We start from the raw sequence: 14,081 nt of genomic DNA, 5'->3' as shown, positions 1-14,081 counted from the left end.
TGTCTCCTGTTGGCACGGGAACGGGATGTCCCTTAATCCTAGGCGACCGGGGCCGGTCCGGCCTGGCCGGAACGGTAGACGAGGGCGGTGGCGATGGCCGAAATCCCCTCACCTCGGCCCGTGAAGCCGAGCCCGTCGCTGGTGGTGGCCGTGACGCTCACCGGAGCCGCCGCCGCCGCACTGAGGACGCGCTGCGATTCCTCGCGCCGGGGACCGAATTTCGGCCGGTTGGCGACAAACTGCACGGCGATGTTGCCGATTTCGAACCCTTCGGCGCGAACGATCCGCGCCGCGGCTGCGAGAAGGGTCACTCCGGACGCACCGGCGTATTCGGGCCGGTCGGTGCCGAAGTGTGTACCCAGGTCCCCCACTCCGCAGGCGGAAAAGAGGGCGTCGGCCGCGGCGTGCGCCACCGGATCGCCGTCCGAATGGCCGGACAGGCCGCGTTCCCCTTCCCAGAAAAGGCCTCCGAGCCAGAGCGGTTGAGGGGCGTCTTCAGAGGCGTAAGCGTGGACATCGACGCCGATTCCGGTCCGCGGTATGACCGGGAGGGCCGCGTTCGGGGGCACGTGGTTCGGGGTCGCCGTCATGGTCAGCCTTCCACCCAGCGGGCGCCAAGGGGGCCTTCGAGGAGACCCTCGGCAATGATGAGGTCCAGGGGTGTCGTGATCTTCAGCGACTGGCTGGCGCCACGTACGGCGTGGACGGGAACGCCCAGAAGTTCGACGAGCATGGCGTCGTCCGTGACGGCGGCGGCCTGGTCGGCGTCGAATCCGGCAGCAGCCTCATGGGCGCGGCGGAGCGTGGCCAGGTCGAAGCCCTGCGGCGTCTGTACCGAGCGGAGCGTCTCCCGGGGTGCCGTGCCGGTCACGAGCTCCGGGGCGATGGCAATGCCGTCGCCGGCAGTCGGCTCCACCGTCTTGACGGTGTCCACCACCGGCATGACCGGAATGACCGCTTTCGCACCGGCCGCCAGCGCATCAACCACACGGTGGAAAACCGATTCGGGCGTCAGCGCGCGTGCAGCGTCGTGCACCAGGACAGCCTGGGTGCCACTCTCGAGCACGGCCATGGCGGCGCGGACCGATTCGGCCCGGCTGGCTCCGCCGTCCACGAGCGTGAGCAGTGGGCCGCCGTCGACCAGCTCCGTCCGAAAGTCATCGCACATCTCCCGGAGCGCCCTGTCGCCTTCGGGTAAAGCGACACAGACCTGTGCGGCTACTCCCGAGGCGACTATCCCCCGCAAGGCATGCATCAGAATGGGCTCGCCGCCAAGCGGAACGCGTGCCTTGGGCATGCCGTAGCCGAGGCGCTGCCCGGAGCCGGCCGCAACGACGATGACGGCGGTGGCAGGGGTCGTCGATCCAGTATCCATGCGCTCAAGACTACGTCCCCGCAGTGCCGCCCAAGTAGCTCGCAGCTGTTGTCGTTTTGGGCGCTTGAAAACGGCCCAACTGCGAGCTAGTTGGGGGACCCGCCGCGCGGAGCGGGAGAAATGGGCAAAAAGAAACCCCGGCGGCTTTCGCCACCGGGGTTCAATTCTTGTCTTAGGAAGCCAGGACTTCGTCGAGAACGCTTGCGGCCTTCTCTTCATCCGTCTTTTCGGCCAACGCCAGTTCTGAAATCAGAATCTGGCGGGCCTTGGCCAGCATGCGCTTCTCTCCTGCGGAGAGACCCCGGTCGTGATCGCGGCGCCACAGGTCGCGGACGACCTCTGCAACCTTGATGACGTCACCGGAAGCAAGCTTCTCCAGGTTTGCCTTGTACCGACGTGACCAGTTGGTGGGCTCCTCAGTGAACTCGGCGCGCAGCACATCAAACACGTGCTCCAAACCTTCTTTGCCCACTACGTCCCGGACCCCAACTAGGTCAACGTTTTCTGCTGGAACTTCAATGGTCAGATCACCCTGAGCCACCTTGAGCTTGAGATACATCTTCTCTTCGCCCTTGACAGTGCGCATCTTGATTTCTTCAATTTTGGCTGCACCGTGGTGAGGGTAAACTACTGTCTCGCCGACCTCAAAAACCATGTGGACATTCCCCTTTCCCGCAGACCAGTTTATCACGATTAAGGCATACGACTGCCATCGTTTGTGCCCTAGAACCGCATGAATCCGGGGAAAATGGCCCGAAACGGAGCCCTCAGACCCCTTGACGAAAGCGGATATTAGTGCATGCAACAGGCTTTGCCAAGGGTCTGCTGCTGCACGGCCCCGGAGCCCCTCCCTGCCCGGCGGACGCACCACCTGCACCGGATCCGGCGCACGTGGGGACGCAGCGCCCGCGCGTATGTGTACGGGCGGAATCCTCGTTTGCGGCCGATTGCAGATAGGCTATGGCTGAATACTGTTTCAAGACTCTCGAGGAGTGCGTGACGTGCGTTTCACTGCGATGAACCGGGGCCAGCGCGGCAAGCTGGCAATGGCAACGGCTGCACTTGGCATCGGCCTGCTGTCGGTAACCGGCTGCGGCTACATCAACCCCCAGCAGACCTCTGAGCAGTACTCCGCGTCGGACGGAACGCAAACCAACCTCGGCCCGCTGCAGCTCCGCAACATGATGATCATCTCGGAGGGCGAAGACAAGCCCGGCCGTGTGATCGGCGCGGTCTACAACAACTCGGCCCGTGACGTGAAGCTGACCATCAGCGGCGACGGCGGTGCCCAGGCCGAGATCTCGGTCAAGAAGAACTCCTACGCACTGCTGAACGAGGATTCTGCCGACGAGGCGCTCCTCAGCACCACCGGCGCCAAACCCGGCTCCCTGCTTGAGCTCAGCGTCCGCGAGGACGGCACCAACCAGAACGCCAAGTTCAAGGTCCCTGTCTTGGACGGCACGATCGTCGACTACAAGCAGTACCTGCCGAGCACCGCGCCGACCGGCGGCACCGATACGGCCTCGCCGACGTCGACGCCGACTCCGACGAGCAGCGCGAACCACTAAGCTTCCACGCAAATGGAGGGGCACCCGGTCTGAACAGTTCAGTCCGGGTGCCCCTCCTTTTTGCTGCCTGATGCCTTACGCCAGGCGCCGGCCCTTATGGCTCAGGGCTCGAACTTGTAGCCGAGCCCGCGGACGGTGATCAGGTACCGCGGCGCCGAAGGGTCGGGCTCGATCTTGCTGCGCAGCCGTTTGACGTGGACGTCCAGGGTCTTGGTGTCCCCCACATAGTCCGACCCCCAGACCCGGTCGATCAGCTGCCCGCGGGTCAGCACCCGGCCGGAGTTCCGCAGCAGCATCTCCAACAGCTCGAATTCCTTCAGCGGCAGCGAGACCTGCTCGCCTCCGACGCTGACCACGTGCCGTTCGACGTCCATCCGGACCGGACCGGCCTGCACGGTGCTGGAGATCAGTTCCTCGGGCTCACCCTGGCGGCGGAGCACGGCCCGGACGCGGGCGACGAGTTCGCGGGAGGAGTAGGGCTTGGTGACGTAGTCATCAGCGCCCAGCTCCAGTCCCACCACTTTGTCGATCTCCGCATCCTTGGCTGTCAGCATGATGACGGGAACGGAGGAGCGCTGCCGGAGCTGGCGGCAGACTTCGGTGCCGGACTGGCCGGGAAGCTGCAGGTCCAGGAGGACGAGGTCGGCGCCGTTGCGGTCAAACTCGGTGATGGCGTCAAGCCCGTTATCCACCACCTCCACCTCGAACCCTTCCTTGCCCAGCAGATATGACAACGGGTCGCTGAACGACTCCTCGTCCTCGACAATCAAAATCCTGCTCAAGCGCTGGCTCCTTGCTCATGGACGCCTGCGGCGTCGCGTCTTTGGGGTTGTCCGTGCGGGACGGCGGGTTGCCCGGCGGACGGGACGGCGGGCCGGCCGTCGGCGGCGGCCTGGGCCGCCGGTTTGCGCGCCCCGGGGGCGTCGACGTCGTCCTGGCCCTCCATCTCCGGAAGCCGGATGGTGAACGTGGACCCCTGGCCGGGCTGTGACCAGACGGTCACTTCGCCGCCGTGGTTTGAAATGACGTGCTTCACGATGCTCAGGCCCAGGCCCGTGCCGCCGGTGTGCCGGGACCGGGCAGAGTCCACCCGGTAGAAGCGTTCAAAAACGCGTTCCTGGTCGTCAGGGCTGAGCCCTTCACCCTGGTCCGTCACGGACACGGCAACTAGGCCGTCTTTGGCGCGGACGCCGACGCCCACCCGGGTGTTTTCCGGCGAATACCGGATGGCGTTGTCGATCAGGTTCCGGAGCGCGGTCACGAGCAGGTCCTGGTCGCCGTAGACCATCGCCTTCGCGCGCCCGCCGACAACCAGCTGGATGTTCTTGGTCTCGGCGGGCAGCTGTGACCGGTCGACAGCCTCCGACACCACAGTGTTGATATCCACCGGCCGCCCCTGTTGCGCGACGTTAGCGCCCTGCAGCCGTGACAGTTCGATGATGTCCTGGACCAGGGCGGCGAGCCTGGCGGATTCCTTTTGCATGCGCTTGGCGAAGCGCCGGACCGCTTCCGGGTCGTCCGCGGAGGACTCCAGCGCTTCGGCCAGGAGGGAGATGCCGCCCACGGGGGTCTTCAGCTCATGCGAGACGTTGGCGACGAAGTCGTTCCGGACTTCTTCCGTGCGGGTGAACTCGGTGCGGTCATCGGCCAGCAAAAGGATGTATTCCTCGCCGATCATGGCTGCCCGAACCTGGACGACGATGGTGCCCTGGCCCAGCGGGCCGCGGGGCAGCTCAAGCTGTTTCTCGAGGATGACGCCGTCGCGCCGGACCCGGGCTGTCATTTCCAGGACCTGGTCGTGCACCACGGTGTGGCCGCGTACCAGGCCGTAGGCGTAGGCCGCCGGACTGGCGCGCACCACGCCGTCGATCGCGTCCACCACAACGAAGGCGCGTCCGACGGCGGCCAGCACCTCCGCCGCACCGTCCGGGAGGGTGGGGTCGTCGAACTCCATGTCCGTGAGCTGGCGCTGCTGTTCGCTAACCCGGAACGCGAGGACACCGAAAATGCCAAGCGAGAGGCCGATCAGGCCGGCAATCACACCGATGAGCATTGGATCCACGGCTCCAGCTTATGCTCTGGCCCGCGGCCAAAACTGAAATCTCCTGCTAATCCGGCACTGGTTCAGCTAACGTTCACCTATTGGGACGTAACAGTTCACCGGGGACTGGAAGAGTTGACAGTTGAAGCGCCGAGAGGTGAACCGAAATAGGCCCGCCGCCATCATGGCCGGCAGTATTTCCAAGGAAAGGACGCACACGTGCGTAAGGTTTTTCAGGAAGAGCTCACCCAAGTGGGTGAACAGCTCGTCGAAATTTCCAAGCTGGTCAGCGAGGCCATCGAAAAGGCCGTAACGGCCTTCGAGGGCGCCGATATCGACCTGGCCGAGGACGTCATTGCGGCCGATGCCAGGATCGACTTCCTGCAGAACAGCCTCGACGAGCGCGCCATCGACATCCTGGCGCTGCAGGGCCCGGTGGCCAGCGACCTGCGCATGATCGTGGGCTCCCTCCGGATGAGCGCCTCACTGGAGCGCATGGGTGACCTCGCCCGCCACCTCGCGCAGCTAGCCCGGCTCCGCTACCCCGCGGCAGTGGTTCCCGCCCAGCTGCAGGAGACGTTCCGCAGCTTTGCGGAGCAGGACCTCTTGATCGCCAACAAGCTCACGGAGCTGCTGGAAACCCGCAACCTCGAGGTTGCCCGGGACATCATGAAGGCCAACAGCGCGGTCAACGATCTCCACCTGAGCGTGTTCAAGGCGATCGCGCGGAGTGACTGGCAGGAATCCCCCGCCACCACCGTCGACGTCGCGCTGGCCAGCCGATACTTCGAGCGCTTCGCCGACCACGGCGTCTCTGTCGCCCAAAAGGTGACGTACCTGGTCACCGGCGCCTGGCAGCCGAACAGCATCGAACACAGCTGACGCCCGCGCCGGCAGGACGGCGCAGCGTACGACGGCGGCCGGTCATCTTTGAGGTGACCGGCCGCTCGTCATTGCTTTATTGCCCTGTTGCGTGGTGGCGTGGACTCTACTTCTTGCCCTGGTTGGCGACTGCCTGGATCGCCTCGGCAGCGGCCTCCGGGTCGAGGTACGTGCCGCCCGGCTTAAGCGGTGCGAAGTTCTCGTCCAGTTCGTAGACCAGCGGGATGCCGGTGGGAATGTTCAGGCCGGCGATGTCCTCGTCGCTGATGCCGTCCAGGTGCTTGACCAGTGCGCGGAGCGAGTTGCCGTGGGCCGTGACCAGGACGGTCTTCCCTGCCTTCAGGTCCTCCTTGATGTCCGATTCCCAGTACGGCATGAGACGGATGAGGACGTCCTTGAGGCACTCGGTGCGCGGAAGGTCATCGCCCAAATCGGCGTACCGGGGATCGCCCGCCTGGGAGAACTCGGAGTCGTCGGCGAGGGGCGGCGGCGGGGTGTCGTAGGACCGGCGCCACAGCATGAACTGCTCTTCGCCGAATTCGGCGAGAGTCTGGGCCTTGTCCTTGCCCTGCAGGGCACCGTAGTGGCGTTCGTTGAGGCGCCAGTCCCGCTTGACGTCGATCCAGCCACGGTCGGCCGTCTCCAGGGTCAGGTTGGCCGTGTTGATGGCCCGCCTCAGCCGCGAGGTGTACAGGATGTCCGGGAGGATGTTGTTCTCCACGAGAAGCTCGCCGCCGCGAACCGCTTCAGCGCGGCCCTGGTCATTCAGGTCAACGTCCACCCAGCCGGTGAACAGGTTCTTGGCGTTCCATTCGCTGTGGCCGTGGCGCAGCAGAATCAGCTTGTAAGTCATGGTTTTCATCCTAGCGGAGCAGTCAGGGCCAGTGCCGAGCGTTACATTTGCCCCATACATGTCCGTGCGCGGGCTCGGGATAGGGTGGGCTGGTGGTGCATAAGGCTGAGCGCGTGGACTCCTCCGTGATCAGAGGCAGCGCCAAGAGCGCGGTCCGCAGCGGGCGCCCGGTGGGCAATGTTACCCGGGGGACCACCAACCCCAACCGGATGCGGCGGCTGGACCGCTGGTTAACGGGACCGCAGGCGTGGCGGCTCCGTGCGGCGTCCGACCCCCTCGTCGTCGACCTCGGCTACGGTGCTTCCCCGGCCACCGCCGTCGAACTTTTCGAGCGACTGTCCGTGATCCGTCCGGACGTCCGGGTGGTCGGCATCGAAATCGAGCCTGAGCGGGTCCGGCTGGCGCAAGAACTGGAACGGCCGGGCCTCAGCTTCCGGCTCGGTGGTTTCGAGCTTCCGGTGCAGGGCCGGCCGGTGCTGGTGCGCGCCTTCAACGTGCTGCGGCAGTATGAGGAGGCCGATGTTTCCGGTATTTGGCTGCTGGTGCAGGGCCGGCTCGCGCCCGGCGGCCTGTTTATCGACGGCACCTGCGACGAGATCGGCCGGCGCGTCACGTGGGTGGCCCTGGACGCCGAGGGACCGCTCAGCCTGACCCTGTCAGTGCGCTTCGGCAGTTTCGAGCTGCCATCCGACGTGGCCGAACGGTTGCCGAAGGCCCTCATCCACCGGAACGTGCCGGGCGAAAGGATCCATTCCTACCTCTCGGCGATGGACCAGGCCTGGCTGGAGGCGGCGCCGCTGGCCTCTTTCGGGAACAGGCAGCGCTGGTCCGCGATGTGCCGGGGGCTACTCGACGCCGGCTGGCCGGTCCACGACGGGCCGTCGCGATGGCGGCTGGGCGAACTGACCGTGGCCTGGGACGCCGTCGCGCCGGGTGCCCAGCCTGGCGGTCACCAGGGGCCGTAGGGTCCCTGGCTGCGGTTTCCGCCGCGGCCCGCGTCAGTGACGGCAGGGCGGACATCGGCGAGGTAGACGGAAGCTGCGGTTACGGCGGCGAGTCCGAACAGGCCCAACGGGCCGAGGAGTCCCCCGCCACCGCCGCCCAGCACTGAAAGCAGACCCACGGCCAGGGCGCCGCCGGTCAGGGCCAGCCAGAACGTCTTGGTCCGCTTGGACACGGCTTCAAAAGCCGGGGCTTTGTGGCGCAGGCAATCGAAAAACGCCCACACCTCGATGACCAGGGCTACCAAGGCCAGGAGGAGATAGATTCCTGTTTCGACATAGTAAATAAGCGCGCGTCCGTCCATAACCCCCAGCCTAGCCGTCCAGAGTAGCCAGGGCCTGCTCCAAATCGGCCCAAAGGTCCTCGACGTTCTCGATTCCGACGCTCAACCGGACCAAGTTCTCCGGAACACTCACCGGCTCCGCCACGTGCCGGCGACGCCGTTCGATCAGCGACTCCACCCCGCCGAGCGAGGTGGCCGGCAACCACAGCTGCAGCGCACGGATCATCCGGTCGGCCGCATCTGCCCCGCTCAGGCCCTGCGCTCCGCCTACCGGCGCGACTTCGATACAGAGGATGGAGCCGAAGCCCTTCATCTGGTCCTTTGCCCGCTCGTGGCCCGGATCCGAGGCGAGGCCCGGGAAACGGATACCGGCTATCCCCGGATGCGTGCTGAGCCGGTCCGCGAGGACAACCGCCGACGCCTGCGAACGCTCAATCCGCAGGGCAAGCGTGCGCAGTCCGCGCAGGGCCAGCCACGCCTCGAAGGGTCCGGCGATACCGCCATGGATGGTGCGGTGGTGCAGCAGCGTGGCGCGAAGCCCCGCGTCGGACGTCACGAGGGCGCCCAACACGACGTCGGAATGGCCGGACAGGTACTTCGTCACGGAATGCAGCACGACGTCGGACCCCAGCGACAGCGGCTGCTGCACCAAGGGGGTCGAGAACGTATTGTCCGTCACAACAATGGCGCCAGCGTCGTGGGCGGCCGCGGTCAGCGCCCGGATGTCGGCGACGCCGAGCATCGGGTTCGTCGGGCTCTCCAGCCAGAGCATGCTCGCTGCTGCTCCCTCCGCCGGCGTGAGCTGCTCCAGCACGGCGTCGGTATCCGTGATGTCCACAGTGCGCAGTTCCAGGAAGCCCTTCTCGGCCAGCTCCGTGGCCATCACCAGGGACCCCGCGTAGCTGTGGGACGGCATCACCAGCACTCCCCCGGCGGGTACCAGCGACAACGCGGAACTGACGGCGGCGAGCCCTGAGGCGTACAGCAGTCCGGGGAGCTCGGCGCCTTCGAGCTGGCCGAGGGCCTCCTCGAACGGGTCCCAGGTGGGGTTGGAATACCGCCCGTAACCGCGGTCGCCGTCGCCCAGGGGCCCGGTGCCGAAATAGGTCGAGGACAGCACAAGCGGCGGGTTGACTGGCTGGTCACGGGTGCGCGGCGGGCGGCCGGACGCCACCACCACAGTTTCGGCGGAAAGCGTGGCTGCCTGCTCTTCGGAAAGACTCATGGTGACAGGGTACTTCGGCGGCGCGCAGGGCAGCCAAGGCGTTACGCCGGCACACTCCGGCGCCCGGCGATTGTCGGTAGGCTAGAGCAGTGACTACCCAGAACCCCGGACTGTTTATCGCCTTCGAAGGCGGCGACGGCGCCGGCAAGTCCACGCAGACCGCAGAACTGGCCGGGGCGCTTGAGGCGCGCGGCTTCAAAGTCCTGCGGACCCGCGAGCCGGGTGGCACTCCGATCGGCGAAAAATTGCGTTCCCTCGTGCTGGATCACGGGCACGGCCACATCGACGCCCATACCGAAGCCCTGATCTTCGCCGCTTCCCGGGCCGCCCACGCCAGCCAGGTTATCCGGCCCGCCCTCGAACAGGGCCAGATCGTCCTCACCGACCGTTACATCGACTCCTCGGTGGCCTACCAGGGGGCAGGACGCGACCTCGGCACCGACGCCGTCCGGGAAATCAACGAATGGGCCACCTCCGGACTCCAGCCGGACCTCACGGTACTGCTCGACGTCGACCCCGCGGTTGGCCGGCGCCGCCGCACCGCGGGAGATGCCGCGGAGGACCGGCTGGAATCCGAGGCGGATGAATTCCATGCCCGGATCCGCGCCGCTTTCCTTGACCTTGCCGCGGCCCGGCCTGAGAAGTACCTGGTCCTGCCCGCGCACCTGCCGGTCGAGGCGATTTCCGCGCGGATCCTCGAACGTGTCGCGTCCTTGCTGGCCCTGTCCGGCAGCGTGCCGGCATGACCGTCTGGGACGACCTCCAGGGCCAGCCCGCCGTCGTCGCCCAATTGCGGCAGGCGGCCCAGGGCGAAGGACTCAACCATGCCTGGCTTTTCACCGGCCCGCCAGGGTCCGGCCGCTCCAACGCGGCGAAGGCATTTGCCGCGGCCCTGAACTGCGACCAGGAGGATCTCAGGTTGCGCGGCTGCGGGGAATGCGCCGCATGCCGGACCATCCTCGGGGAAACGCATTCGGACGTGGCGTTCGTCCGGACCGAGAAGGTCACCATCACCATCGACGAGGCCCGCGAACTGGTCGCCACCGCCGGAAACCGGCCGTCCTCGGCCAGGTGGCGCATCATCGTCGTGGAGGACGCGGACCGGATGGCCGAACGCACCACGAACGTGCTGCTCAAGGCTATCGAGGAACCCACACCGCGTACCGTTTGGATGCTCTGCGCGCCGTCCCCGGCGGATGTGCTGGTCACTATCCGCTCGCGCTGCCGGGCCGTGGCCCTGCGCCTGCCGCCCGCCGCCGACGTCGCGGCCCTGCTGGTCAAGCGCGACGGCGTGGACCTTGCCGTGGCGGAGCGTGCGGCCCGCGCGGCGCAGAGCCATGTCGGCATCGCCCGGCGGCTGGCCCGCGATCCGGACGCCCGGCAGCGCCGGCTCGAAACCGTCCGGTTCCCGCTGGGGCTCCGTGGCGTCACAGCCGCGGTTCTGATGGCGGAAAAGCTGGTGAAGATTGCCACCGAGGAAGCCAACAGCTCCAACGATGAACGCGATGCCGCCGAGAAGATCGCGCTCCTTGCCACGCTCGGCGCACCGGAAAGCGGAACCCTGCCCCCGGCCATGCGCGCCCAGGTCAAACAACTCGAGGACGACCAGAAACGCCGTGCCAAACGTTCCGTAACGGATTCCCTTGACCGAACGCTGACCGACCTGCTGTCCTTTTATCGGGATGTGCTCGTCATCCAGATGGGGAACGCTGTTGAACTCGTCAACGTTGAACTCAGGAGCGAACTCGTTGAGTTCGCCCGACTTTCCAGCGCGGAGACGACCCTTGCCCGGATGGACGCCATTAACAAGGCCCGGAAAAGGATCACAACAACCAACGTTGCTCCACTGCTGGCCATCGAGTCCATGGCCAGCAGCCTCATCTGACGTTGCCAGTGCCGCACCCGTCCGCCCGGTCTGATGCAGCCGGTAAAGTCGCCCCGTTCCAACCCTCTGAGGAGAACCGCATGAAGTCTGCACGACCCGTGCCCGCCAGATTCCGGTCCGTAGCGATCGGTATGCGGGCTGTCGGCGCCATGGCCCTGGCCCTGGTGCTTGCCTCGTGCAGCCTCTTCGGTGGGGACGGCGGGTCCAAGGACGCCAACCCGGGGCAGCCCGATCCGGCTATCGCTGCGGCGGCCCCGGCCGAGCTGCGCAGTTTCTACTCGCAGCAGGTCGACTGGACGCCGTGCGAGGCTGACTTCCAGTGCGCCAAAATCAAGGTCCCGCTGGATTACAGCAAGCCTGACGGGGAAAGCATCGAAATCGCCGCCATCAAACTTCCCACCAAGTCCGCAAAAATGGGCAGCCTGCTGGTCAACCCGGGGGGCCCCGGCGGCTCCGGGTACGACTTCGTCAGGGACGCCGGTGCCACGAACATCTCGGATAAGGTCCGCGCGAACTATGACATCGTCGGTTTCGACCCGCGGGGTGTGAAACGCTCCGCTCCCGTCACCTGCCTCACCGACCCGGAACGCGACGCCTACCGCGCCAAGATCTACGCCCTGGACACCGACGCCGGCCTGGCAGCAGCCCTCGCCGACAACAAGGCGATCGCAGACAAATGCGCGGAAAAGACCGGCGCGCTCCTGGGCCACGTCGACACCGTGAGCGCGGCCAAGGACCTCGACATCCTGCGCGCCGGGGTCAACGACAAGAAGCTGAACTACCTTGGCTATTCCTACGGGACATTCCTCGGCTCCACCTACGCCTCGCTGTTCCCGGACAACGTGGGCCGGATGGTCCTGGATGGAGCCCTCGATCCGTCGATCACCGCCGAGGAGCTCACGAGCGCACAGGCGAAGGCGTTCGAGAAGGCGCTCCGCGCCTACGTGGAGCGTTGCCAGCAGGGAAGCGGGTGCCCGCTGAGTGGCAGCGTCGACGACGGCCTCCAGCAGATCCGCGATGTGATTGCCGCAGTGGAAACGAACCCGATGAAGGCACGGGACGGCCGGATCGTCTCGGCGTCGAACGTGGTCACGGGGATCATCGTTCCGCTCTACAACGACGACAACTGGCCCATCCTCACCCAAGCCCTGGACCAGATCCTGAAGGGCGACCCGTCGCAGCTCCAGCGGCTGGCGGACTTCAACGCCGACCGTGAACCCAACGGGACCTACTCGTCGAACAGCACGTTCGCGTTCAACGCCATCAGCTGCCTGGACCACCCCATGGTGACGGACACGGCCGGCATGCGCGCCGACGAAGAGAAGCTCCGTCAGGACTCCCCGACCATGGGCTACTACTTCGCCTACAGCGGGAGCAACTGCAAGGACTGGCCCTACAAGAGCACCCGGACCCCGGCCCCCGTAGAGTACACCGGCTCAACCGATATCGTGGTGATCGGTACCACCGGGGACCCGGCCACTCCCGTGGAGTTGGCCAGCGCGCTGCGCAAGCAGCTCGGCAAGGCTTCCCTGCTGACCTGGAAGGGCGAGGGCCACACCGCCTACGGCCGTTCCAACGAGTGCATCGGCAACGCCGTGGACAGCTACCTGGTGGACGGCAAGACACCCGCGGACAACACCGTCTGCTGAACCCGATTCTGAGTTCTGGCGGCGCGGCCCGGGACACCAGCGGCAGGCCATGGCGGCTCATTTTGACCCGGGCGCCGAAACTCGATTACAGTTGTCTCTTGCATGATCCGCCCGGTTTTCCGGGTTTCATGCGGTTGCTTCCTTAGCTCAGTTGGTAGAGCGTCTCACTCGTAATGAGAAGGTCGCCAGTTCGATTCTGGCAGGAAGCTCGAGACGGACGGACCCCGTATTCCCGCTGAGGCAGCGGGAATACGGGGTTTTTCGGTTCATGCGATCGCAGCGGCGGCCAGCCTTGCCGCGTTGGCGGCGGCGGCCCCGGGGCTGGCCAGGCGCCCAGTCAGCCAGCCAAGCTGTTGCCGATGCCCAGGCCCTCAGAGCGGAAGCCGGCGGCATCCTGCCACCCCCAATTCATGACAGGACACCGCCGCCTTACCGGGCTATTTCGATTCGGCGGCGGCCAGCCTTGCCGCGTTGGCGGCGGCGGCCCGGCGGATTTCCTTGACCTGTTCGATCTGCGGGGCAAGTTCCTGCATGCGGGTTGTCAGGTACTTGTCCAGGACTTTGTCCAGCGCCGTGTGGAACCCGGTCTTGTCCCGGCAGACCGCGTCGGTCACGGCGATTCTGAACTCTTCCTGGCCGCCTGCGGCACTTCCCGCATCAGCGGCCTGCTGCGGGTTCGCGAACGAGGCGTAGGAGGTTTCTTTCATGCATGCTGTCCAGTCAGTGACGGCTTTGGTAATTCCTGAGTCGCCGGAGGCGGACAAGCTGGCGGGGAAAAACGAGTTGTAGGCGATGCCGGTGGCGAGCATGTAATGCTCCGCGTTGCCATAGATCTGTGTCATGGCTTCGCCACGGCATCCACCGGAGGAGGTTCCCATTCCGCCCACTGTGGCCTTTGGGGCGGTGTCGTCGGGCCCGGTGAGTGCGTCGGTGAAGGCCGGGTTGGCGAAAAGTTTGCCGTCTGCGGACTCGGCCGCCGGCTCGCGGGGTCCCTGCGGCCGGGTGCTGGCGTAACCGCTGGCTTTGGCGGCGTCGACCGTGAGCCGTTTGAATCCGATGGCTCCGTTGAGGTCCAGTGTCAGGTCGGAGATGGGCGGCGCATAGTCGAACCCTGCCTTGGCCATGCAGAGCCGGACAGCTTCCTGCATGCCCTTCTCTGCGATCGGATCGGCTGTGGCGTACGCCTCGGCCTGGCGGATGATCCCCGAGACGGGCTCCGGGGACGCTGTAACTGACGCCGCCGGTATGGCGGCCGCCGCCAGGGCGGCGCCGGTGCCGACGACCAGGACGGCAGCGCCGAAGATCTTCTTATGCATGG

15 protein-coding genes and 1 tRNA gene are annotated in these 14,081 nt (G+C 66.2%); 7 read left to right on the top strand and 9 right to left on the bottom strand.

Annotated features, from left to right (window positions below; genetic code table 11):
• Positions 1 to 38: 38 nt before the first annotated feature.
• The 3 genes from ispF to OM977_RS03125 all read right to left on the bottom strand — a co-directional run bounded on the left by ispF (position 39) and on the right by OM977_RS03125 (position 2,030).
• A complete protein-coding gene (ispF, locus tag OM977_RS03135) occupies positions 39 to 590 on the bottom strand; it encodes a 2-C-methyl-D-erythritol 2,4-cyclodiphosphate synthase (protein WP_264356096.1) in 552 nt (183 codons plus the stop codon).
• A gap of 2 nt (positions 591 to 592) precedes the next feature.
• Positions 593 to 1,375, bottom strand: coding sequence for a 2-C-methyl-D-erythritol 4-phosphate cytidylyltransferase (gene ispD / locus OM977_RS03130; protein WP_264356095.1), 783 nt, complete (start codon positions 1,373 to 1,375; stop codon positions 593 to 595).
• A 172-nt stretch (positions 1,376 to 1,547) separates the two neighbouring features.
• Positions 1,548 to 2,030 (bottom strand): CarD family transcriptional regulator, encoded by a 483-nt coding sequence (locus OM977_RS03125; protein WP_026266570.1) that lies wholly within the window; start codon positions 2,028 to 2,030, stop codon positions 1,548 to 1,550.
• 361 nt (positions 2,031 to 2,391) lie between these two features.
• Between OM977_RS03125 and OM977_RS03120 the strand changes: the two genes are divergently transcribed.
• Positions 2,392 to 2,943: a hypothetical protein gene (locus tag OM977_RS03120; RefSeq protein WP_264357272.1), complete on the top strand. Its 552-nt coding sequence runs from the start codon at positions 2,392 to 2,394 to the stop codon at positions 2,941 to 2,943.
• A gap of 101 nt (positions 2,944 to 3,044) precedes the next feature.
• On the opposite strand, the gene OM977_RS03115 is transcribed toward OM977_RS03120, so the two are convergent.
• Both OM977_RS03115 and OM977_RS03110 read right to left on the bottom strand, forming a co-directional pair.
• Positions 3,045 to 3,725, bottom strand: coding sequence for a response regulator transcription factor (locus tag OM977_RS03115; protein WP_264356094.1), 681 nt, complete (start codon positions 3,723 to 3,725; stop codon positions 3,045 to 3,047).
• On the bottom strand, positions 3,722 to 4,996 hold the full coding sequence (locus tag OM977_RS03110) for a sensor histidine kinase (protein ID WP_264357271.1): 1,275 nt from the start codon (positions 4,994 to 4,996) through the stop codon (positions 3,722 to 3,724). The genes OM977_RS03115 and OM977_RS03110 overlap by 4 nt, the downstream gene beginning before the upstream one ends.
• A 207-nt stretch (positions 4,997 to 5,203) precedes the next feature.
• Between OM977_RS03110 and phoU the strand changes: the two genes are divergently transcribed.
• Positions 5,204 to 5,866, top strand: a complete 663-nt coding sequence (gene phoU, locus OM977_RS03105; RefSeq protein ID WP_264356093.1) for a phosphate signaling complex protein PhoU — start codon at positions 5,204 to 5,206, stop codon at positions 5,864 to 5,866.
• Positions 5,867 to 5,972: 106 nt separating this feature from the next.
• Here the strand turns inward: phoU and OM977_RS03100 are convergent, their stop codons facing one another.
• The gene (locus OM977_RS03100) at positions 5,973 to 6,719 is read right to left on the bottom strand and encodes a phosphoglyceromutase (protein ID WP_264356092.1); all 747 of its coding nucleotides are present in this window, start codon (positions 6,717 to 6,719) and stop codon (positions 5,973 to 5,975) included.
• A gap of 92 nt (positions 6,720 to 6,811) precedes the next feature.
• Between OM977_RS03100 and OM977_RS03095 the strand changes: the two genes are divergently transcribed.
• Positions 6,812 to 7,684 (top strand): class I SAM-dependent methyltransferase, encoded by an 873-nt coding sequence (locus tag OM977_RS03095; protein ID WP_264356091.1) that lies wholly within the window; start codon positions 6,812 to 6,814, stop codon positions 7,682 to 7,684.
• Here OM977_RS03095 and OM977_RS03090 read toward each other — a convergent pair.
• Complete coding sequence (locus tag OM977_RS03090; protein WP_264356090.1) at positions 7,669 to 8,025, bottom strand: DUF2516 family protein; 357 nt, start codon at positions 8,023 to 8,025, stop codon at positions 7,669 to 7,671. The two genes, OM977_RS03095 and OM977_RS03090, sit on opposite strands and share 16 nt — an antisense overlap.
• Before the next feature lie 10 nt (positions 8,026 to 8,035).
• Complete coding sequence (locus OM977_RS03085; protein WP_264356089.1) at positions 8,036 to 9,229, bottom strand: trans-sulfuration enzyme family protein; 1,194 nt, start codon at positions 9,227 to 9,229, stop codon at positions 8,036 to 8,038.
• An 89-nt stretch (positions 9,230 to 9,318) separates the two neighbouring features.
• Here OM977_RS03085 and tmk point away from each other — a divergent pair, with 89 nt between their 5' ends.
• From tmk to OM977_RS03065, 4 genes are all read left to right on the top strand, one after another.
• Positions 9,319 to 9,975, top strand: coding sequence for a dTMP kinase (gene tmk / locus OM977_RS03080; protein ID WP_264356088.1), 657 nt, complete (start codon positions 9,319 to 9,321; stop codon positions 9,973 to 9,975).
• Positions 9,972 to 11,114 (top strand): DNA polymerase III subunit delta', encoded by a 1,143-nt coding sequence (locus OM977_RS03075; protein ID WP_264356087.1) that lies wholly within the window; start codon positions 9,972 to 9,974, stop codon positions 11,112 to 11,114. The genes tmk and OM977_RS03075 overlap by 4 nt, the downstream gene beginning before the upstream one ends.
• Positions 11,115 to 11,194: 80 nt before the next feature.
• Positions 11,195 to 12,763, top strand: coding sequence for an alpha/beta hydrolase (locus tag OM977_RS03070; RefSeq protein ID WP_264356086.1), 1,569 nt, complete (start codon positions 11,195 to 11,197; stop codon positions 12,761 to 12,763).
• Between the two features lie 136 nt (positions 12,764 to 12,899).
• A tRNA-Thr gene (locus OM977_RS03065) sits at positions 12,900 to 12,972 on the top strand.
• Positions 12,973 to 13,200: 228 nt separating this feature from the next.
• Here the strand turns inward: OM977_RS03065 and OM977_RS03060 are convergent.
• Positions 13,201 to 14,079 (bottom strand): hypothetical protein, encoded by an 879-nt coding sequence (locus OM977_RS03060; protein WP_264356085.1) that lies wholly within the window; start codon positions 14,077 to 14,079, stop codon positions 13,201 to 13,203.
• Between the last annotated feature and the right edge of the window lie 2 nt (positions 14,080 to 14,081).

The sequence above is a fragment of the Pseudarthrobacter sp. MM222 genome, from assembly GCF_947090775.1.
Classification (GTDB): domain Bacteria; phylum Actinomycetota; class Actinomycetes; order Actinomycetales; family Micrococcaceae; genus Arthrobacter.
Note: the sequence above shows the minus strand (reverse complement) of the source record. Positions and strands in the feature narration are given on the sequence as shown.